This is a genomic window from Sorangium sp. So ce394, from assembly GCF_051474665.1.
GTDB lineage: Bacteria > Myxococcota_A > Polyangia > Polyangiales > Polyangiaceae > Sorangium > Sorangium cellulosum_D.
The window spans coordinates 10,368,545-10,388,907 of record NZ_CP150339.1 but is presented as its reverse complement, the minus strand read 5'-3'; the positions used below and the strand labels follow the sequence as shown (position 1 = coordinate 10,388,907).

General features: G+C 69.5%; 15 protein-coding genes. 4 read left to right on the top strand and 11 right to left on the bottom strand.

Annotated features, from left to right (window positions below; translation table 11 throughout):
• The first annotated feature begins 24 nt into the window (after window positions 1–24).
• A complete protein-coding gene (locus WMF33_RS38355; RefSeq protein ID WP_437333243.1) occupies window positions 25–1,020 on the top strand; it encodes a matrixin family metalloprotease in 996 nt (331 codons plus the stop codon).
• A 61-nt stretch (window positions 1,021–1,081) separates the two neighbouring features.
• Here WMF33_RS38355 and WMF33_RS38350 read toward each other — a convergent pair whose 3' ends face one another.
• From WMF33_RS38350 to WMF33_RS38320, 7 genes are all read right to left on the bottom strand, one after another.
• A complete protein-coding gene (locus tag WMF33_RS38350) occupies window positions 1,082–2,398 on the bottom strand; it encodes a PAS domain-containing protein (protein ID WP_437333242.1) in 1,317 nt (438 codons plus the stop codon).
• A gap of 16 nt (window positions 2,399–2,414) precedes the next feature.
• The gene (locus tag WMF33_RS38345) at window positions 2,415–3,242 is read right to left on the bottom strand and encodes a hypothetical protein (protein WP_437333241.1); all 828 of its coding nucleotides are present in this window, start codon (window positions 3,240–3,242) and stop codon (window positions 2,415–2,417) included.
• A 433-nt stretch (window positions 3,243–3,675) separates the two neighbouring features.
• Complete coding sequence (locus WMF33_RS38340) at window positions 3,676–5,412, bottom strand: family 43 glycosylhydrolase (RefSeq protein ID WP_437333240.1); 1,737 nt, start codon at window positions 5,410–5,412, stop codon at window positions 3,676–3,678.
• A gap of 130 nt (window positions 5,413–5,542) precedes the next feature.
• On the bottom strand, window positions 5,543–6,925 hold the full coding sequence (locus WMF33_RS38335; RefSeq protein WP_437333239.1) for a DUF1552 domain-containing protein: 1,383 nt from the start codon (window positions 6,923–6,925) through the stop codon (window positions 5,543–5,545).
• Window positions 6,926–6,933: 8 nt separating this feature from the next.
• Window positions 6,934–8,652, bottom strand: a complete 1,719-nt coding sequence (locus WMF33_RS38330) for a DUF1592 domain-containing protein (protein WP_437333238.1) — start codon at window positions 8,650–8,652, stop codon at window positions 6,934–6,936.
• A 64-nt stretch (window positions 8,653–8,716) separates the two neighbouring features.
• Window positions 8,717–10,054 carry a hypothetical protein gene (locus WMF33_RS38325; RefSeq protein WP_437333237.1) on the bottom strand — a complete coding sequence of 446 codons (1,338 nt, stop codon included), beginning with the start codon at window positions 10,052–10,054 and terminating at the stop codon, window positions 8,717–8,719.
• A 65-nt stretch (window positions 10,055–10,119) separates the two neighbouring features.
• The gene (locus tag WMF33_RS38320) at window positions 10,120–12,009 is read right to left on the bottom strand and encodes a right-handed parallel beta-helix repeat-containing protein (protein ID WP_437333236.1); all 1,890 of its coding nucleotides are present in this window, start codon (window positions 12,007–12,009) and stop codon (window positions 10,120–10,122) included.
• A gap of 467 nt (window positions 12,010–12,476) precedes the next feature.
• On the opposite strand from WMF33_RS38320, the gene WMF33_RS38315 reads away from it, so the two are divergent.
• Entirely contained in the window at window positions 12,477–13,916 is a 1,440-nt protein-coding gene (locus WMF33_RS38315) for a serine hydrolase domain-containing protein (protein ID WP_437333235.1), read from the top strand.
• Between the two features lie 80 nt (window positions 13,917–13,996).
• Here the strand turns inward: WMF33_RS38315 and WMF33_RS38310 are convergent, their stop codons facing one another.
• Together WMF33_RS38310 and WMF33_RS38305 are read right to left on the bottom strand one after the other, a co-directional pair.
• A complete protein-coding gene (locus WMF33_RS38310) occupies window positions 13,997–15,880 on the bottom strand; it encodes a hypothetical protein (RefSeq protein ID WP_437333234.1) in 1,884 nt (627 codons plus the stop codon).
• A gap of 337 nt (window positions 15,881–16,217) precedes the next feature.
• The gene (locus WMF33_RS38305) at window positions 16,218–16,952 is read right to left on the bottom strand and encodes a TVP38/TMEM64 family protein (protein ID WP_437333233.1); all 735 of its coding nucleotides are present in this window, start codon (window positions 16,950–16,952) and stop codon (window positions 16,218–16,220) included.
• 342 nt (window positions 16,953–17,294) lie between these two features.
• Here WMF33_RS38305 and WMF33_RS38300 point away from each other — a divergent pair, with 342 nt between their 5' ends.
• Together WMF33_RS38300 and WMF33_RS38295 are read left to right on the top strand one after the other, a co-directional pair.
• Window positions 17,295–17,963, top strand: a complete 669-nt coding sequence (locus tag WMF33_RS38300; RefSeq protein ID WP_437333232.1) for a hypothetical protein — start codon at window positions 17,295–17,297, stop codon at window positions 17,961–17,963.
• 51 nt (window positions 17,964–18,014) lie between these two features.
• Complete coding sequence (locus tag WMF33_RS38295) at window positions 18,015–19,061, top strand: Kelch repeat-containing protein (protein WP_437333231.1); 1,047 nt, start codon at window positions 18,015–18,017, stop codon at window positions 19,059–19,061.
• Between the two features lie 2 nt (window positions 19,062–19,063).
• Here WMF33_RS38295 and WMF33_RS38290 read toward each other — a convergent pair whose 3' ends face one another.
• The gene (locus WMF33_RS38290; RefSeq protein WP_437333230.1) at window positions 19,064–20,137 is read right to left on the bottom strand and encodes an NAD-dependent epimerase/dehydratase family protein; all 1,074 of its coding nucleotides are present in this window, start codon (window positions 20,135–20,137) and stop codon (window positions 19,064–19,066) included.
• 13 nt (window positions 20,138–20,150) lie between these two features.
• Window positions 20,151–20,348, bottom strand: a complete 198-nt coding sequence (locus WMF33_RS38285; protein WP_437333229.1) for a hypothetical protein — start codon at window positions 20,346–20,348, stop codon at window positions 20,151–20,153.
• Between the last annotated feature and the right edge of the window lie 15 nt (window positions 20,349–20,363).

Sequence of the window (20,363 nt, the reverse complement as noted above, 5' to 3'; positions counted from 1 at the left end):
GGTCAAGCGATCGTGGAGGAGTCGATGTCGACGAAGAGTGCGAGGTGCCTCGGCGCGGCTGCCGCGCTCGCCGCGCTGGCGACCGCGCAGCAGGCCTCGGCCTACTGCCGCTCGAACACCTGCAAGGTCTCGGAGCTCTGCCTGCAGGACGACATGCCGGTCGGCTATTGCAGGCCGCTCCGCTGGACGAGCAACTGCATCGGATTCAACGTCCAGGAGGACGCGTCGGGCGAGATCTCCTACCAGGAGATCTCCGACGTGCTCGATGCCGCGTTCAGGACATGGCAGGAAGCGCCCTGCGACGGGGGAAGGCCCCCCGGCATCCGCGTGCAGAACCTCGGCCCCGTGAGCTGCGGCGCGGTGGAGCTGAACGCGCGCGACGGCAAGACGAGGATCGTCGACGGGCTCGTGCCGGGCAACGCCAACGTGGTCGTCTTCCGCGATATGGACTGGCTCGCGACCGCCGGGCACAGGTCCGAGATGCTCGCGCTCACGACGGTGCAGTTCGACAAGAACACCGGTGATCTCTGGGGCGCCGACATGGAGATCAACACCAATCTCTACGACTTCACCGTCGGGGACGACTCCGCGGCGCCGAGGGAGGATCTCCTCGCCGTCGTCACGCACGAGGCCGGCCATTTCCTGGGCCTCGATCACACCCTGGCGGGCCCGGAGGCGACCATGCACGACCGGTACGACAGGTCGGATCCGATGAACTTCCGGACGCTGCACGCGGACGACATCGCGGGCATCTGCCAGATCTACCCCCCTCGGGATCTCTCCACGGAGGAGTGCAACCCCATCCCACCTCACGGGTTCTCGTCGGAGTGCGCGGACGACCAGCTGGTCGCCTGCGGCGTGGCGCCGCCCGGCGCCGGCGGCTCGGGGTGGAGCGTCCCGCTCGCCGCCGCCGCGCTCGGCGCCGCCGCCTGGCTCCGCGCCGGCGCGCGCGGCCGGCGCGAGCGGCCCCGGCGGGGGCGCCCCGCCGCCGGCGAGCGCGGCGCGCCGGCCGTCGGCTGACGGGCGCACGGGCGCACGGGCGCACGGGCGCACGGGCGCACGGGCGCACGGGCGCGCGGCGCTAGCCCGACGCGCCGCCGGCGCTGCGGCGGGAGAGCGCGTAGGCGACGCCCCGCTCCAGCGTCCCCTTCGTGACGATGCCCCCGAGATCCGTCGCGGCGCCGACGAGCGCCTGGGCCACGCTCGGCCGGATCCCGGTGATCACGATCTCGGCGCCCAGGAGCCGCACGCTCCGGGCGGCGCGGACCAGCGCGTCGATCACCTCCGCCCCCGCCTCGGGCATGCCGGTGACGTCGAGGAGCGCGATCCTGGCCTGCTGGGCCGAGATCCCGTGGAGGAGCACCTCGATCACCCGATCGGCGCGCTCGCGGGTCATCGTGCCGACGAGCGGCATGACGAGCACGCCGGCGGCGATCGGCAGGAGCGGCGTGGCGATGGACTGGAGCGTCTCCTCGCGGACGCGGAACATCTGCTCCTGGAGCATCAGGCTCTGCTGCTCGGCCCGCACCCGCTCGGTGATGTCGGCCGAGATGCCGCAGACGCCGGTGGCCTTGCCGTCCTCGTCGCGGAGCGCGAACTTCGTGGTGAGGTACACGCGCATGCCGTCGGGCCGCTCCATCTGGTCCTCGAGGGTCATCGGCGCGCTGGCGACGAGCGCCTCGCGGTCCTGCGCGTCGAACCGATCCGCGGTCTCCCTGGGCACGAGATCGTGGTTGCGGAGCCCCAGGACGCCGCCCCGGGGCCTGCCGAGCGCCGCCTCGAGCTGGCGGTTCGCGACGGTGTAGCGGCCCTCGGTGTCGCGCGCGTAGATGAGCAGGGGGGCGTTGTCGATGATGGCCTCCAGCAGCGCGTCGCTGCGGCGCTGCTGCGCCTCGGCCTCCTTGTGCGCGGTGACGTCGCGGGTCAGCGAGACGACGTACCTGGCCCCGGCCTCGTCCCGGAGCGGCAGGTACGTCACCTCGAGCCAGCAGCGGCGGCTCTTCCCCGCCGCGCCGTCCTCGGGGATCTCGTACGGGGTGGCCGGGAGCGTGGACACCTCGCCGGCGACCGCGCGCAGGAATGGACCGGTGAACCCCTGCGTCACGGACTCGGGGTCCTGCAGGATGTTGAACTTGTCGACCACGTGCTCCCGCGGGACCTTGAACCACGTACAGCTGGCCTGGTTGACCGCGGCCAGCAGCCCGTCGGCGCGGTAGACGAAGATCGGCATCGGCAGCAGATCGAAGAGCGCCTCGAACGGCACGCGGGGCCCGCTCGCGGAGGGCTGCGCGTCGGGCGACGGCGCCGCGGCGCCGAGCCGGCGCTCCAGCTCCTCGATGCGGGCGCGCAGGCGCGCGTTCTCGGCCCTCGTCTCCTCGTCGCCCCCCTCCGTGATCATGGTCGTCTCCATTGCTCTACGCTGCCCTGGGGCGCTCCACGCGGAGCTCGGTCCAGGGAGAGGTCAGCTCGGCCAGGGTGCGGTAGGCGAGCGCGGCGGCGCCGACGAAGAACAGCGCGAGCGCCGCCGGGCCGACGCCGATGCCGCCGGCGGGGTCGACGCCGATGCCGCCGGCGAGGCCGAGGTCGCGGAGGACGCTCGCGTGGAACGCCCGGAAGAGGCCGACGTGCAGCGCCGCGAGCGCCGCGCCGAGCGCGAGCGCCCAGGCGCGGTGGAAGCGCGCGCGCCGCGCGTGGTGGGCGATGACCGTCTCCGAGGAGACGGAGAGATTGCCGTACGTGGGCGCCCGGAGCACCCAGGCCTTCGCGGCGTCGCGGTACCCCTTGCCGGCGGCGCTCGGGTCGATCTCGCGGCGCACCGAGCCGGCGATGTAGATGGTGTCGCCCGGGCGGACCTCGGACACGTAGACGGGCACGCCGTCGCGGCTCGCGGGGACGAAGGTCGTGTCGAGGTTCAGCCGGCCGCGCACCGGCTCGACGCGCAGCGCGGCGCCCGAGGGGAGCCGGAGCGAGAACGCGCGCGCCCGGGTGTGCCACGCGCCCGGCGCGATCTCGACCGCGATCACCGCGTCGTCCGGCGCGGCGTCCTCGGCGGCGACCTCGCCGCGGAGCAGGGCGAAGCCCTCGCGCATCGCCTCGGGCGGGGCCGAAGGGCTCCGCGCGTACGCGGCGACCTGCGAGCGGCGCTGGTGGTGCAGGCAGCGCGCGATCGCGATCGCGACCGCGGCGCCCAGCGCCACCCCGGCGACGCCGTAGACGATGAGAAGGCTGGCGACGAACCCCATTGCGTGAGAGTAAACGCGCGGCCCGAGGGCGTCGAGGTGGGCTGTTCGCTGCGTCGGGCAAGTGTGCCGGGCCGGATTGCCGAGGTAAGCTGCTCGCCGGAGCGAGCTCCGCCGGCCGGGAGTGCGGATCGCTGGCACCTGAGCGGCGCCGTCGGCCCGCCAGAGGCCGGGGCCGGTGCTGCGGTGGCGAGGGAGCGCATCGGATCGAAGGACCGATGTGCCCCGGCGGAGCGCGATTCCCCGCCGGGACCTCGCTGCGGTGCGGAGTGGCCTCGATGCCTCGCCACGGACGGCGAAGCTCTGGGATCCGTCCACCCTGATGGTCCACGCCTGAGCCCAGCGTTCGCGGTGCGCCTCCCGCGTCCGCGGTGCGACACCAACGCAGCGGTGCCTTGGCGGCCACACGGCTTGGTGTCGACCCGTGGAAAGAAGCTCATCCGTCGCTGGCCGCGATCAAGGTGAAGTCGTCCACCTTCACGATCTGTCCGCTGCTCGTCACGCCGAGCTCGGCGCGGCCGTCGCTGACGGCGATGTCGCCGATCGTCACTCGGCTCCAGCTCGTGCTCTCGGGAATCGGCGCGACCTTGCGGGCGCCGCCGTAGTTCTGGACGTAGAGCTCCGCTCCCGCACCATTGCTCTTGGCCCAAACCTCGAGCGTATAGGTGCCGTTCGGCAGGTCCGCGACGCTCTGGCTCAGGCTCGCCGTACCGTTCAGCTGCCAGGACCATCTGCCCGTGCGTCCGTCCTGGGAGTTCGAGCCGTTGCTGGCGGACCAGCCGACGGGCGTCGAGACCGTGATCCGATCCGCCTCGAACGTTGGATTGAGAACCCAGTTGTTTTCGGGCGCGACGGCCCAGCGCCCCGTCGTCGCATTCAGCGTCCACGCGCTGAGCGAGTGAAAGTACGGCTCTCCTCCCCGGAAGCTGAGCGGCACCCACTGGTTGAAGCCAATCCCATTGCCAGCAAAATCCGCCCAGCGGTCTCCCGCGTAGATGATCGTGGTCTGCTCCGTGCCGTAGACGTGGATGAAGAAGCCGGTTTGCGTCACATGGCTGTAGTCCAGCTCGGTGTTCTTCATGACGAACTCTTCGCTCCATGGTCCGCGAATGTTCGTGGCAGAGACGCAGTACGTCGCCGACGTGTTCCAGCCGTGCAAATCCGAGGAGCAGAAGTAGTAAGTCCCCTCGTGCTTGAACATGCAATTCCCTTCGCGGCCGCCGCCCCTATAGACAGGAATGGCTTGCTCCACTTGCAGGAAGTCGGACGCTCGCAGCGGCGAGACGTAGCGATTCGATCGGCCTTTTTGGCTCGAGCTGATCATATAAGCCTGGCCGTCGTCATCCTGAAAGATGGTTTGGTCGCCGGTCCCACCGTTGGCGATCCCGGGCGGGTTCGCCTGGACGTGCTCGTAGACGAAGCCGCCCGCCGGGGAGTCGCTGGTCGCGAAATACACCGAGCTAGCGTCACCACCGACCCATGCCTGGGCGACCAAGACGTACTTGCGCGTGTTCTCGTTGTACGCGACGCCCAGCCGCCCGAACCAACCCCCCACGCCGGCGGGTTTATCCGTAGCTTCGTGCTTCCAGTTCACGAGGTCCTTCGAGGAGTAGGTGGTGATCCCCTCGAATGTCGTGTCGCCGTTCTTGACCGGATTATCGACGTACGAACGCGCACCACGGTACTGCACCCCGTACCAGTAATACGTGTCGCCGACCTGAAGCACGCCTCCACCCTGCGAGTAGATGGGAGTGCCGGACGTGTCTTTCCAAAAGGTATCGTTGAAGATGGTCGCGCCGCCGAGACCGCCGGAGCCGCCTCCCGATCCGGGAGCGCCTCCGCTCGCCGAGGTACCGCCGGCTCCTACCGTGCCGCCTCCTCCGGAGCCCGAATTCCCGCCGGTGTTCGTCCCGCCGCTTCCGGTCGCGCCCGTGCCACCGGCGGTCGCGCCCGTGCCACCAGCGGTCGCGCCCGTGTCACCGGCGGTCGCGCCCGTGCCACCGGCGGTCGCGCCCGTGCCACCGGCGGGCGAGCCCATGCTCTCCGGTCCGTCGGAGCCACAGGCCAGCGTGGAGCCACAGGCTAGAGCAAGGAGCGCGAGCGCGGCCGCGGGCGGCCGCAATCCAGAGAGCTTCCTTCGCAGGGCTTGATTGAAACCAGAATATTCCAGCATCTCGGTGAGTCTCCGATTGGGCTCAACGTGAGAACCCCGTCACGAGTCACTCGTTGCGTCGACAGCGTCACTCTTCCAGGAGGGATGCGGATCGCGTAACGTTCTCTATATCAACCAGCGCGTGCGGCGTTCAGACCAGCAGCTCCGTGAGCGGTCCCTTGGCGCTTTCATCGCCGAATGTCTGATCGGGAATGCCGAAGGCATTCAAGATCGAGACGAACAATCGGATGCCGTGCGGCCCTCCGCTCGGCCCCAGGAGCGGTCGCGGAAACGTCATCTGCGTGAACATGTAGTGGCTGCCGTCGACCTTGAGCTTCCCGCCCGCGCTGCCGGCGAGCAACACCGGCATGTCGTACTTGCGGTGAACGTTGCCGTCGGAGATCTCGCTGTTGAAGTACGCGAGCGTGTTGTCGAGCAGGGTGCGTCCGCCAACCTCTACGGTCTGATCCAGCCGCTTCAGGAACTTCGCGACGTGGTTGATCTCCCAGCGGCCGATCTCCTTCAGCTTGGCTTGTAGCTTGGCGTCACCGGCGTGGTGCGACGTGTGGTGGTGCGGCGTGGACTCGCCGTTGAACAAGAACGAGAAGTCCTGCATGCTGTTGCCGCGGCCGAACATGAACGTGATGACGCGCGTGACGTCACACTCGAAGGCCAAGGCCGCCAGGTCCAGCGTGATCGCGACGCGATCCTGATAGGGCGCGGTCGAGGTGGCCGTCGGCCTGTCCGGCTTGGCGCAGGTCGCGCCGTTTCCGAGGTTCTGGATGCGGGTCTCGAGCTCTCGCACCGAGGTCATGTACTGATCCAGCTTCACGCGATCCGTCGGCGACAGCTCGGTCTTCAACGTTTCGGCTTCTCCGAGCACGTGATCCAGCACGCTGGTGCGGACCGCCTGCCGCCGAGCGGCGTCGGCCGCGCTGGCGTCGGGATCCGCGCCGGCGAAGATGCGATCGAAGTTCTGCTGCGGATCGTCCAGGAACGGCAGAGGCTTGTTGGCGTCCCAGGAAATGGTCTCGATGAAGGCGATGTTAGGGACCCGATCGCTGCCGTCACCGCGCACCTTGAGCCCCAGCTGCAGCGACGGCAGGGGCCGCGCACAGGCGGCCGTGGTCTTGGCGATCTTCTGATCGAGGCTGATGCGCGCCGGGTTCTTGTCGTTCTTGTTCACGGGCATCATCGTGAGAAACGACCCGGTCCCGGAGCCGTGACCGCCCGGCGGCTCGGCAGGCTCCGCGGTGCGCTGGTAATCGATGCCGGTGACGACGGCGATCTTGTTCCGGATCGGCTCGAGCGGCGCCAGGATGTAGGGCATGGCCCAGTCCTTGCCTTTCGCAGACGGCGTGAAGTCCGGCATGTGAATGCCGTTCGGCACGAAAAACGCGATGAAGCGCTGCGGCGCGGCGCAGTCCTCGGACGCCTCGGCGTGGCGCTCGACGACCGACGCCAAGTACGGGAGTCCGATCACGGCAGCCGCGCTACCCAAGAACCTGCGTCGAGAAATTCGCCAGTTGTTCATCGTCTCCCTCACTCTCCACGACGGGTCCGGAATGCATCGCTCTGTACCACCGCCTTGAGCAGATCGAGGACACCTTGCTGCCCCGCCGCGCGCGCGCCTCGAACGACGCCTTCGGCGTAGTCGCGACCACCTTTCCCGTGGAAGGGTCGGCCCACCCCGTACGTGAGCAGCTGCTGGGCGAAGCAGCTCTGCAACCTGGCGTCCTGGCTGAGCAGCGCCGCGAGCTCTCTCACCCCGGAAAAGCTGATTCCCCGCAGCTCGCCGCTGGCGTCCTCCGAGTCGCGATAGCCTCCAATGGCGTCGAAGCGCTCCAGCCCGAGCCCGATCGGATCCATCAAGGAGTGGCAACCCTGGCAGCTCGGCTCCGCGCGATGTGCCTCGAGCTTCTCCCGCACCGTTTCACCGGCGGCCGGCGCGGCCAACGGATCGATCATCAGGTCCGGCGGCACTGGAGGCGGCGGTGAGCACAACAGCTGTTCGAGCACCCAAGCGCCACGTTTGGTGGGTGACGTGAAGCCCGGATGGGAGTTTGCCATCAAGAAGCTGGCGTGGCTCAGCAGCCCCACGCGCTGGGTCCCGACCAGACCAACGCGCTGGAATTCGGATCCAGAAACCTGCATGCCGTAGTGCTGAGCGAGGCGCTCGTTCACGAACGTGAAGTCCGCGGTGAGCAGCGTCTCGATGGCGGCGTTGTCGTTCAGGAGCGCGCTGAAGAACAGCTCCGTCTCGCGCACGGCCGCGTCGCGCAGCTCCACGTCATAGTCGGGGAAGGTCGTGGGGTCCGGCTCGACCAGCGCCAGCCGGCGCAAGGTCAGCCACTGGCCGACGAAGTTCTCGATGAGCTCCGCCGCCTTGTCGTCCGCCAGCATGCGCTCGACCTCAGCGGCGAGCTTGGCGGCGTCCTTGGCCAGCCCGCCCGCCTCCGCGGCTGCGAACAGCGCGGGGTCGGGCATGCTCGACCACAGGAAGTACGAGAGCCGCGTCGCGAGCTCATGGTCGCTGAGATGAGCCAGCTCGCCCGGAGGCACGGCCGGCGCCTTCTCCACCATGTACAGGAAGTGAGGAGAGAGCAGGATCGCTCGCAGGGCTGCCTTGAGCCCTTCGTCGTAGCCGTTGCCGGCGTCGCTCACCTTGCGGGCGAGCTGCAGCAGTCCGGAGGTCTCGGCTTCGCTCACCGGTCTGCGGAAAGCGCGCCGCGCGAACGCGGACACGATCTGCCGCACACATGTCTCTTCGGAGCCCGCCTGGAGCTGACAGGACAGAACGTCGCGGCGGCGAGCATCGCCTGCCGGCAGCCCGAACAGCTCGTCGATCAGCTCGGTCGCAGCCTGTTCGAGCGACTCGATGTGCTGCAGCGAGAGGCTGAGACCTTCGCCCACCGTGTCGAAGCCCTCGACCGTCTCGTCGCTGGGCAGTTTGTCGGCCGGGCGCCGCGACGTGCCGAGCAGGTCCCGCACCGTGTTGTTGTACTCTGCCCGGTTCAGGCGCCGGAGCACGGTATTGGCCTTGTCCGGCGCCACGTCGGGAGCGCCGCTGCCGGGGTCGCCGGCGCCGGCGCCGGTCGTGCCGACGCCCGGGGGCGCGCCGTCCGGTGAGCCTGCGCCGATGTCGCCGATGCAGGCCATCGGGAGCGCCAGGAGCGCCATGCTCCCGAGCAGGCGGCACAGGGACCGGCGCACGTCGGACCGCTCGCGCGGCGGGGACGCTGGAGTCTCGAAGGTTTGCATCTTTGTTTCTCCCGGGGGTTGGCGAACCTCTTCATCCGCACGTGGCTCGTTTACGTAGAGACCATTACCTCTTGGTACGGCGCCGGTCGGACCGGTCCGAGCGCCGCCAGCCAGCGGCGCCGAGACTCAGCGCCAGCAGCAGCGCGAGCGGTGCGCCTGCCCCGGGCGAGCGCACGACCGAACAGCTCGATTCAGACGTGGGAGCGGTGTCGCCGCCGCTCGCTGTCGATCCCGCTGCGGTCGCAGCGCCGCCCTGACCGCTCGCGCTACCGCTGCTGGCGCTCCCGCTCATGGCGCTGCCGCCGGCGCCGCCCTCGCCGCTCGTGCCGCCGGCGCCGCCCTCGCCGCTCGTGCCGCCGGCGCCGCCCTCGCCGCTCGTGCTGCCGGCGCCGCCCTCGCCGGGGGGCTCCACGCCGGGCAGGCGCTGCGCGAACATCCAATCGATGAAGCCGGGGTAGTCGTAACCGCGGTCGTTGATGGAGTGACCGACCCCCTGCATGGCGGTGAACGTGAACGCCGTCGCCCCCACGTCCTCCATGGCGTCCGCCATGGCCTGTGCGCCTGCGAAGTAGCTGTCTCTGGTGCCGCACATCGACCAGATCGGCATGTCCTTGAGCGCGGCCAGCAGCGTCTTGTTCGGATCTCCCTGGCAGGACTGCGGAGCCGCGGCTGCAAAGACCCCCGGTGTTCGCATGACGATATCCCAGGTGCCGTAGCAGCCCATCGAGATCCCGGTCACGTAGAGGCGGCCGGGATCGATGTTGAACTCGGCCTGGACCTGCTCGAGGATGCCCCACAACAGAGGCCTCGTCGGGTGCTCGGCCGCGGTCGCCGAGCCAGCCACGCCACCTCCGAAGCCGTACGCCGGGCTGTTGGCGTGCGGAGCCAGCACGAAGTGCGGGTAGCGCTCCTGCGTGTCGAAGCGGTCGCCGTCCTCGTCTACGGCGCGATGCGTGAACACGCCACCGTAATCGTCCCCGGATCCGATCTCGGAGGTGAGCTGAACGCAGTTGTCCCACCCGCTCTCGTTGTTCCGATCCGTGCCCGCGAGCCCGGCGTGATGCAGGTAGAGCACCAAGGGGTAGGCTCTCTTCGGATCGTAGTCCTTCGGCACGAACAGCCGATACGGCAGCTGTTCACCGTTCAGCTCGTGCACGCGGCCCAGAAAACCTTGGTACGTCTCGGTTCGGGCCGGTGGAGGGTCTTGAGGACAGCGGTAGGCGAAGGCCTTGGAGGTGGTGCAGAGCACGAGCGCGAGCGTGAGCGCGCCACCACTCCCAGAGGTGATACGGCGACGCCACGCCGACATAGAGGCAATGATTCGAGGGTTCTTCATCGATTCATCCGCTGGCGAGGTCCATGAACGCGGTCCTTGTTCATGGCGTGTGGCTAGGACATCCAAACGCGATGCGAAGGTCGATCGAAGGCACCGGGCGCCGGCGCCATCCGCGCCTCCGCGCGGCCCACTCAACGTTCGTAAGCACCGAGGTCCGGCGCGCTTCCCGAGTAGGGGAGACCGACGTCCGTCCCCTTGTCCATCATCCGGCTGCCGTCTCGCAGCTTCAGGAAGTCGAGGTCGGGGAGGCTCCCGTCGGGCTGGCGTGGTCCGAGGGTGCCCGTGTCGTCGACGCTCACGAAGTCACTGTTCGACGGCGTCACGCCGAGGTTCCAGGCGTTGAACCGCTCGTCGACCCCTTGCATGTTGGTGTTGTCCAAGGGGAAGCTGATGTTGTTGCGCATTCGGTGGACCTTGTCGCCTGTCAAGACGACGCCGTCCGTTCGATTGCCGTCCGAGTCCCAGCGGCTAGCCAGCATGTTGAACTGGGTACCGTTGTTGTATGACGTGTTGTTGAACCAGTCGTTGCCGCCGGCAGAGTGGTTGGCGTAGAAGCCGCTGGCTCGGTTCCCCCAGGCGAGCGAGCTCCTGACGACGTGGCGAACGCCGGTCTTGCTGCTGCCAATCTTGAAGCCGTTTCCGTTTCCGCTGGGGGGACGCGAGCGCCCGGAGTTCGTGTAGCCGTTGCCGTAAGCCCAGCTGTTCTCGACGATGACGGGGACCTCCTGCGAGATGAAGTCCCACCCGTCGTCGGAGTTCCACCACGCGCGGCATCCGCGAAAGACCGTGGGTTTGCCGGTTTTCTGGTAGTGCACACCGAAGCCGTCGGCGTTCTGACCGTCGCCCTGGTGCGAGCGTGGATCGTAGTTGTCGTGCGAGTCACAGTTGATAACTTGGTGGCCGCCTGTGGTGGTGTCGATGAACATCCCCGATCCGTTGTTGTGGTGGATGTTCATCTGCTCGAGAATGTCGTCGTGGGCGCCGCCGCTCACGCCGACGGCGGTGTTGGATCGGGTGTTCATCGGCATGTTGCGCACCTCGAACCCCTTCAGGTGCAGCCAAGCGCCGTTGACCACGAATCCTGTCGTGTAGTTCGGATCAGGTCGGATCTCGAGGTCCGCGAAGTCGAAGGCCGGTACTTCGCCCGGGCACGCGAAATACCGGATGCGGTTCGTGTCCGATGTCCCGCTCTTGTGAAAGTGCACGCCGGCATACGCCGTCGCACCCCTACGAATCCTGTAGGTCCCACCGCGAACGTAGACTAGATCGCCAGGGCCGGCCGCGTCGATCGCCTTCTGAAGGGTCGCGAAGGGCCTATCGATCGTCCCGGGATTGGAGTCGTTGCCGTCGGTGGCGACGTAGTAGTCACCTCCTTGGCAATCGGTGCTACCGGCGCCACCGCCGGTTCCGCCGCTGCCGCCGCTGCCGCCGCTGCCGCCGCTGCCGCCGCTACCGCCCGTGCCGCCGGTGCCGTTTACGATCACCAAGTTGAAACGCTGGTTGTCCCTGCTGCGCCAACGGTACTGGACGACGCGAGCGCCGTCGGAGCTGGACGCTCCGCTGACGTCCAGGACCTTCCCGCTGTGGTAGGCCGTGACGTTGTACGCACCGCTGGTGCTGCCGAACGTCCATTGCTGATTGACGTCTTTCACGCAGTCGTACTGGATGACTGCCGCAGCGTCGGCTGTAGAGTAATCCAGGACGTCCAAGCACCGATCGCTCTGTACGTTGCGGATCGCGTAGCGCTCGCCGGTGACCCGCTCGAGCCGGAATTGCTGTGCGCGCGAGCCGTCACAAGCGCGAATTTCAATGGCTGCAGCGTTGGCCGTACTACCGCCGACCGCTTGAAGACACCTGCCGCTGCCGACTCCGCGTATCGTGTAAGTAGGGGCCGTGTCGACCACGACTCCTGACCCGCTTTGCCCGCTCTCCTCGCCTTCAGTAACCGCGGCGTCGCTGCACCCGATGAGCAGCAGCGCCGGCAGGGACTGAAGTAATATCGATCGGAGTCGGTTCGTCATCGGTAGATCCATGTTCATGTCGGTCCCGTGTCAGCCAGAAGGTCACCCGTCGCGTTCACCCGCACGCGTCGTGAAGAGGTGAGGGGTGACCGAAGATTGAAAGCAAGCCGAAGCTCTTTAGGAACGCGCGAACGGCATTCGCCTCGAGGACAACGCGGCATGTCATCCTTGGAGACGTCGCGACTGGGGCAGGCGAGGGGAGCTCCTGCAAGGGTTACGAGACGACCACCGAGCGCGCCTCCTTTTCCTCCTGTGGACTGGAGCGCCCCGGATCAATCACGCATCGATCGAGTTTTTTTTGTGGAGGGTCGGAACGATCGATCCGGAAGGTAGTTTTTCGATGAGGATGAAGCTGTCGGTGCCGAGGTTAGGGATCCGCAGAGATCGCGTAGGTTTCCGTAGGGAGCGGGCGCCGCAACCCACAAATGCGCTCCATCATGGCGCCCACCTGCGGCTAGGGTGTCGGGATGTCGTCACAGCGTACGCTGCTGCCGCGCTCGGCCCCGGCCGCCTCGAGCGTGTCGTCCCGTTCGATCGCCGCGATGCTGGACCGCCTCGAGGACCGTTCCGTCGAGTGCCACTCCATCATGGTCGTGCGCCGCGGGCACGTCGTCGCCGAAGGGTGGTGGGCGCCGTACTCGGCCGAGCGCCCGCACCTTCTCTACTCGCTGACCAAGTCGTTCACGTCGATCGCCGTGGGGCTCGCGATCGCCGACGGGCTGCTCGCCCTGGGCGACCGGGTGGTGGACGTCCTGCCCGACCACGTCCCCTCCGATGTCTCCGAGCAGGGGCGCCGCATCACCGTTCACCACCTGCTGTCCATGACGGCCGGGCACGACACGGACAGCCTCGCCGAGGCCTGGGGGCTGGAACCCCACGACCTCGTGAAGGGCTTCTTGCGCGTGCCGTTCGACGCGCCCGAGGGAACGCGGCACACCTACGACAACGCCACCACCTTCATCCTGGCCCGGATGGTGGAGCGGGTCACCGGCGTCGGGCTCCCGGAGCTGCTCGACGAGCGCCTCTTCGAGCCGATGGGAATGGAGGACGCCGAGTGGGACCGCGTCGCGAGCGGCGCCGCCTTCGGGTTCCACGGTCTGCACCTGCGGACCGAAGCGGTCGCCGCCTTCGGCGAGCTGCTGCTGCGCGGCGGCCTGTGGAACGGGCAGCAGCTCGTCCCGCGCGCGTGGGTGGAGCTCGCGACCAGCCGGCACATCGACGGCCGGCACCAGGCGGAGGGAGACGACGGCCCCGACTTCCTTTGCGGCTACGGCTACCAGTTCTGGATGTCGCGCCACGGCTATCACGGTAAGGGCGCCTTCGGCCAGCACTGCGTGGTCGTCCCGTCGCACGACCTCGTGGTCGCCGTGACCGGCGCCCAACAGGCCGTCCAGCATGCGCAGGACGTGCTCGACGCCGTATGGGAGTGCCTGCTCCCCGGCGTCGGCCATCCGGACGGCTCGCGCGACGACGAGCTCCTCGCCGACCGGCTGGCAGGGCTGTCCCTCGCGCAGGTACGGGGTTCGGCCGGCCCGCAGCGTTCCGTCACGGCGAGGCTCGACGCCTCCGCCGGGGGCTCGGCCCTGCCCGACGGAGCCACGGTGGTCGTCGAGCCGGCCGACGCCGGGTGGCTCCTGCGACTCGGGGCGCTCCTCGAGCTCGAGGTGGGCCACGGTGCCTGGCGGGAGAGCTCGCCGCTCGGCCGGCCCGTCGTCGCGTCTGGCGCCTGGCAGGGCACGACGTTCGTCGCCGAGCTCCACGTCATCACCAGCCCGCACCGGGTCCGGGTGATGGTCGACGCCGACGCGGGGACCGCGACGGCCACCTGGGTCACGCTGCCCCTGACCACCTCCGACCTGGAGCTGCACCTGCGCTCGCCGCTGATGACACGGCCCGACGTCGCCTAGGACGGAGCCGGCTGCGGCCGCAGAAGGGGATCGCATCCGGCGGCTCCGCGCCGCGTCGGGGCGCGGAGCCGCCGCCAGCGTCACGGCACGCGGTAGCCGTGGCGCAGGACGGGGAAGAAGCCGAGGTAGAGGTCCGAGCTCGGCGATACCGCCCCGATGGCCGGCCACTGGAGGTCGGTCCGCATGCCGCCGAGCTCGGCGACCTGACCGCGCAGGAGGTGGCGATAGAAGTGCACGAAATTCACCTCGCCGTTGGAGTTGTCGTAGTAGCCGTGCTGATGGCCGCCGTGCAGGCCGTCGATGCCGTTGTAGAGGCGTAGCGCGTTTTCGTTGTAATCCTCGTAGTTGTGCATCACCTCGTGGAGGAACTCGGCGTTCAGGAGGTCCGGCTTCCCTGAGGTGTAGCTGGTCGAGAACCCGACGTTCGTGCCGTCGAACGCCCACACGATGTTGCACACGTCATCGACCGAGGAGCCGTCGGCCCGGTGCTGCGAGAAGAAATACACGATCATGTCGTACTGGCTGGCCAGGTGCGCGGTCCCCGCCTCCGCCAGAAAGCGCGTGGCGTCCCACCCGTCGTGGGTCTGCTCGTAGATCGGCACGTCCTCGATGGTGGGCAGGACCTCGAACTCCCAGGTCGCGAGCCCGTAGGACAGCGGCCGGAACCATTGCTCGTTGGTCGCCTCGGCCTGCGCCACGAGGTCATCGACGTCCTCCTCGAAGAGCACGCCCGTGTTCGACGCGTCCGCCCTGCCCAGCGAGGACACGTAGTTGATGCTGTTCCGGATGGGCAGGATCGCGATGCGCGTCACCTCCTGGATCCCGAGCGGCGCGCTCGCCGTGGCGTCGATGTTCACGGGCGCGGAGCCGACGGTCACGTCCTGCTCGTAGAACGAGCCGGTGTAGTCGGCCGGCGGCAGCTCGCTGCCAATCCCGACGCCGATCGTGTAATCGCCCGGCGGGAGCGAGAGGGTGGTGGGCGTGGTCCGACCGGTGAAGACGTCGTTCACGTACACCTCGCCGGGCGTCGCGCCTTGAGCCGTCACGGTGACGGGCTGGAGCGCGGGCCGGTTCGGGGTGCTCACGGAGAACGTCCGATCCCACACGATGCCCTGCCACACGTCCGAGCCGTTGCACAGCGTCGCCGGGCACGACTCGCTCACGACGAGCGCGTCGTCCACCCAGAGCTCGACGCCGGCGCTCGCCGGGCCTCCGGTGTTGAGCAGCTGAACGCGGAGATCGTTGGCGCCGCTCCCGAACCAGTCGCTCACGTCGATGCGCTGGCCAAGGTCCGACTCGCCGAAGTGGAACATCCTCCGCTGGATGCCGCCGACCGAGACGGCGATCCGATCGTCGGCGTCCGAGAGGCGCAGCTCCACCTTCGAGGGAACGCCAGACGTGCCGCCCACGAAGCGCAGGTTGTCGATCAGGTAGTCGACGGTCGTGTGCGGGACGTTCAAGGCGATCTTGAACGTCAGATCGCTGTAGGTCTGTTGCAGGGCGGTGACGACGCTCGCCGGTACGCTGAACGAGAGCGGCGCGTACGTGCCCGCGGCGAGCCCGGCGAGGCTCACCTGGCCCAGGTAGACGCTGTGGACGCCGCGGGACGGGATATCGACATAGAGCTGCGCGGTGCCGAAGGCGGGCGAGACCGGCGGCTTCAGGTCGAAGGCGAGGGTCGATGTCACGCCCGACACGGTCGAGAGCGGCGCGGACCGGAGCTCCGCGAAGTTGAAGCTCCGCAGCGCGAGCGCGGAGGCGCCCTGCGAGCTGTCGGCGCTCGCGCTCTTCGTGGCGCCGGTCACCGTCCAGTCGGCGGGGCTCTCGAACCCGAGCACCGACGCCGGGGTCGTGAGGGCCTGCCCCACCTGATCGATAAGCTGCTCGTCCGCGTCGGGCGCCTGCGCGCAGGCGCCGAGCACGAGGGCGCAAGAGGTCGTTATCATGAAGCTCACACGTCGCATGAAATGATCTCCTTCGTGGGATTGACGGACCGCCGCTCGCCTCCGCCGTCTCTGGAGACGGCGAGCCGGACAGCCCCTCGCTGAGCCGCGGGGCAAGCCGCGTGGCAGCGATCGGTCCTCCAACGCGCCACGGAGACCGGAGCGACCGTGGGCGGCCGCATGGCGTCCGCCTCGGCCTGCGATGGTCCGTGGCGCGTCGTTCGATGGTGCTACGCGTTGCGTCCGGGTCGGTTTCGCCAAATTCTCGCGCGGCTGCGCGATCTTGGCCACGTGGGCCACGTGGATCGGGTTCGGGTCGGCCGGGGTGCACCGCGAGCGGCCGAAGCCGTGCCTCGCGCTACCCGGACGCGCCGCGCCTCTGCGCCGCCCTCCGCCGCCACTCCGGCACGCGGACGACCAAGAGCGCGATCCCCGGGAGCAGCACGATCCCCGCGAAGAGCAGCAGCACCGACGTGAGCCGCGCGGCGGACGCCCCCACGGCCGCGTAGGTGGCCGAGATGCCCAGGTTGGCCAGGGCCGTCACCGTGAAGAACGCGCGGAGCGGCATGCGGCCCGCGCCCGCGAAGACGACCGACGCCTCCGAGAGCACCGGCACGCCGCGGAACAGGAGCAGGAACCAGGGGCCGTGCCGCTCGGCGGCGCGCGTGAGCCGCGCGAGCTCCGACGCCCCCACCATCCGCTGCAAGGCCGGCGCCCCCGCCCGCGCGCCGAGCAGGTAACCGAGCCCCGCGCCCGCCATCATGCCCGCCCACGACACGGCCGTTCCGCGCCAGAACCCGAGCAGGCCGCCCGCGGCCGTGCTCACGAAGCTGGACGGCACCGGCAAGACCACGTCGCTCGCCAAGAGCCCCCCGAGCACCAGCCCCGCTGCGACGCCCGAGGGCGGCGACGCGAGGAGCGCTCGCGCCGCCGCCTCGATGCGGTCCGCGAAGAGGAAGAAGGGCACGAGGATGGCCAGGAGGAGCACGCAGGAGAAGCCGGCCCACCCCAGCCAGGAGCGCCGCGAGCGCGCCGGAGCGCCGGGGAGGTGGGGGCTCCCCGGAGGCGGGGTCGATGCAGGGGAGGGCGGCATGCGGGCTCGAGTCCGGTGAGGGGTCGGCGCGCCGCGAGGGCGGGCCGGCCGGCGGCCGAGTATAGGCCTCCGGACCCGCGCGGCATAAGCGTCCATGGACGCCCGCGGGCCGGGGCTCCCCGGCGCCGCGAGAGCGCGCCTCGTTCGCGCGATCTCGCCAGCGCAGGAGGAGCTTGGCATGACGGAAGCCCAGGATCCCGCTGGCGCCCGGAGGATCCGCTGGCCGCGCGCTGGGACGCAACGTTCGTGGGAGAGCCGTTTCCCGTCTCGACGGCGGTGACGCGGTCCACCTCGAGCTCTGGTATGCAGCGATCGCCGGCTTCACCCCCGGCGACCCTCCGTATGCAGCTCGCCAGCTCGCACGCCCTCAAGCACGCTCCGCGCGCCGCGGCCGGCCATCCATCGCGGGGCGCCCGGCTCGGCCGTCTCCTCGCGCTCGCGCTCGCGGTCGCGCTCGCCTGCGCCTGCGGCGAGCGCGGCGCTCCCGGCGCCCCGGGCGGCGGTGACGGAGGACAAGGCGGGAGCGCGGGGGGAGGAGGGCACGGCGGGAGCGCGGGGGGAGGAGGGCAGGGCGGCGGGTCCTGCTACGACTACGCGGCGTTCGAGCCGGGGGCGCCCGTGGACTTCAGGGCGGAGGTGCTGCCGCTGCTGCAGCGCTCGTGCGCGACCGGGGCCGCGTGCCACGCGAGCAAGAACGGCTCGTCCCTGCAGCCCTACCTGGGTCCGACCGCGGACACGCCGCCCGACCAGGTCGGCGACGCGGAGCTCGCCGCCCTCCGGGAACAGAACGTGAACGCCGACGCCGGCGGCGCGGTCGGGATGAAGCGCGTGGCGCCCGGAGACCCGGAGCACAGCTTCCTCATGCACAAGATCGACGGCACGCTAGCGTGCGAGATCCTCACGTGCCGCGAGACCTGCGGCCTCGCCATGCCGCCGACGCTCAAGCCGCTCTCCGCCGGCGAGAGAGACATCATCCGCCGCTGGATCGCGCACGGAGCCGCGATCGAGTGAGGGGATGCCGTCATTCATCGAATCGTTCTCGACCCAAGGAGATCCGTCACGATGTCGCACCGGAATCGATCGCACCGTTTCACGTACCTGGCGCTCGCCGCGGCGAGCGCGCTGATGGCCCTCGGCTGCGGCGACGAGGGGGTGCAGCCGGTCGATGTGAAGGGGGAGCCCGAGGCGCCGGAGGTGAAGACGGCGCGCAACTACCCCGATCTCGTCGAGGCGGTCAGCTCGTTCGGCGCCGTCCTCGTGGACAAGACGCTGTATACCTACGGGGGAAAGCTCGGCGACGGCGACTTCGCGGCCGAGAACCAGTCGAGCGCGTTCCGGCGCCTCTCGCTCTTGCCCGGCGGCGCGTGGGAAGACCTCGGGACCGTCGAGCACCTGGAGAGCACGGCGCTCGCGGTGGTCGACGGCCGCGTGATCCGGGTCGGCGGGCTCCGCGCCGACAACGCCGCCGGCGAGCCGGAAGCGCTCACCTCGGTGGCGACCGTGGAGCGCTACGATCCGGAGGCCGGGGCGTGGGAGGCGCTGCCGGACATGCCCGAGGGGCGCTCGGGGCACGGGGCCGTCGTCGTGGGCGATCGCCTCTATGTCGTGGCGGGTTGGGAGCTCAAGGGGCCGGGAGAGTTCCTGACCGGAGGGTTCATGCTCGACCTGGCCACGCCGGGCGCAACGTGGGTCCCCATGCCGGAGCCGCCGTTCAAGCTCCGCTCGCTGGGCGTCGCGAGGCGCGGCGACGTGATCTACGCCATGGGCGGCGTCGGCGAGGACCAGTCGTTCTCGGGCGCGGTCTATTCGTTCGACACGAAGACCGAGACGTGGGCGGAAGGCCCCGAGCTCCCCTCGGAGATCCCGATCAAGGGATTCGGCGCGACCGCGTGCAACGATGAAGACGACCTCTACGTCAACTACGCCGACGGCCTCTTCCGGCTCAACGACGCCGGCGACGGCTGGGAGCCCGCGGGAGAGCTCGCGTTCACCCGCTACTTCAGCCCCCTGATCTGCCCGGGCGACGGCGAGGTGATCGTCGTCGGCGGGCGCTCCGCGGCGGACAACGAGCTCACGGCGTCCGTCGAGTCCGTCGACGTGGCGCGGTGACCTCAGCCGCTCGGCCGGTCGACGCTCCGGAGGAGCCGGTACCAGGCGAGCATCCGGGGGAGGCCCTGCTCGAGCGAGATCGTCGGCGCGTACCCGAGCTCCCTCGACGCCTTGGTGATGTCCGGGCAGCGGCGGTTCGGGTCGCCCACCGGATACCCCTCCGGATAGCCCGCGAGCGCGATGTCGAGCGGCTCGCCGGCGGCCTGCTCGACCCGCTTCGCCAGATCGCGCATGGTGATCTCCTCGGCGTCGGAGCCGATGTTGTAGACCTCGCCGGGGCGGCCGAGCAGCAGCACCCGCAGGAAGCCGTTCACCGCGTCGGTCGCGTAGCAGAACGTGCGTGTCTGCGCCCCGCCGCGGTGGATCTCGATGGGCCGCCGGTCGAGCGCGGCGTTCAGGAAGCTCGGCAGCACGCGGGAGTCGTCGCGCCGCATCCCCGGGCCGTAGACGTTGAAGGGGCGAACGACCGTGACGGGGACGCCGAACTGGCGGTGATAGACCATCGCGAGGGTCTCGCCGAGGCGCTTCGACTCGTCGTAGCAGGCGCGGAGCCCCGTGGGCGAGACGCGCCCGGGGTAGTCCTCCGGCGTGGGGATGAACGCGGGATCCGGATCGCCGTAGATCTCGCTCGAGCTGAAATACAGCACCGCCTCGGGGCGCGCGCGGCGCGCGAGATCGAGGACGTTGCGGATGCCGTCGACCGCCACGGTGATGGTCTCGAGCGGGTACCGGGCGTAGTACACCGGAGACGCGATGCCGGCGCCGTGAAGGATGAAGTCGGGCCTGATGTCGCGCAGGTACGGCTTCGTCACGTCGTGCGTCTCGAAGACGAGGTTCGGGTCGTCGAGGTCGAAGAAGCCGCTCTCCTTCGTCCCGGTGATGAGGTTGTCGAGCGCGACGATCTGCGCGGGCCGGCGGAACCGGCTGCGGTTGAGCTCCTGGAGGACGCCGACGATGTAGCCCCCGATGAACCCGGCCGCGCCGGTGATGAGCACCGTCTTCCCCTCGAACCGGAGCGCGATGTCGCCGAGCATGCCCGAGAGGCTCCGCAGCTCGTCCTCGATGAGCCGATCCATGTCGCTCGCTCCCTTACCCGATGACGGTCGGAGTTGGAACCGGGACGATGAACTTGCCCCCGTCGACGACGGACTCGAGCGTCTCCGGGCCGATGCCGAGGTGGTTGAGGAGCGTATTGCCCTTGGCCGGGGCGCCGTACGCGGCGACGCGCTTGCCCGCCCGGCGGTGAGCGCCCTCGCAGAGGCAACAGCCGTGCTTTTCCCTCGACATGAGCCCTTCAGGGTA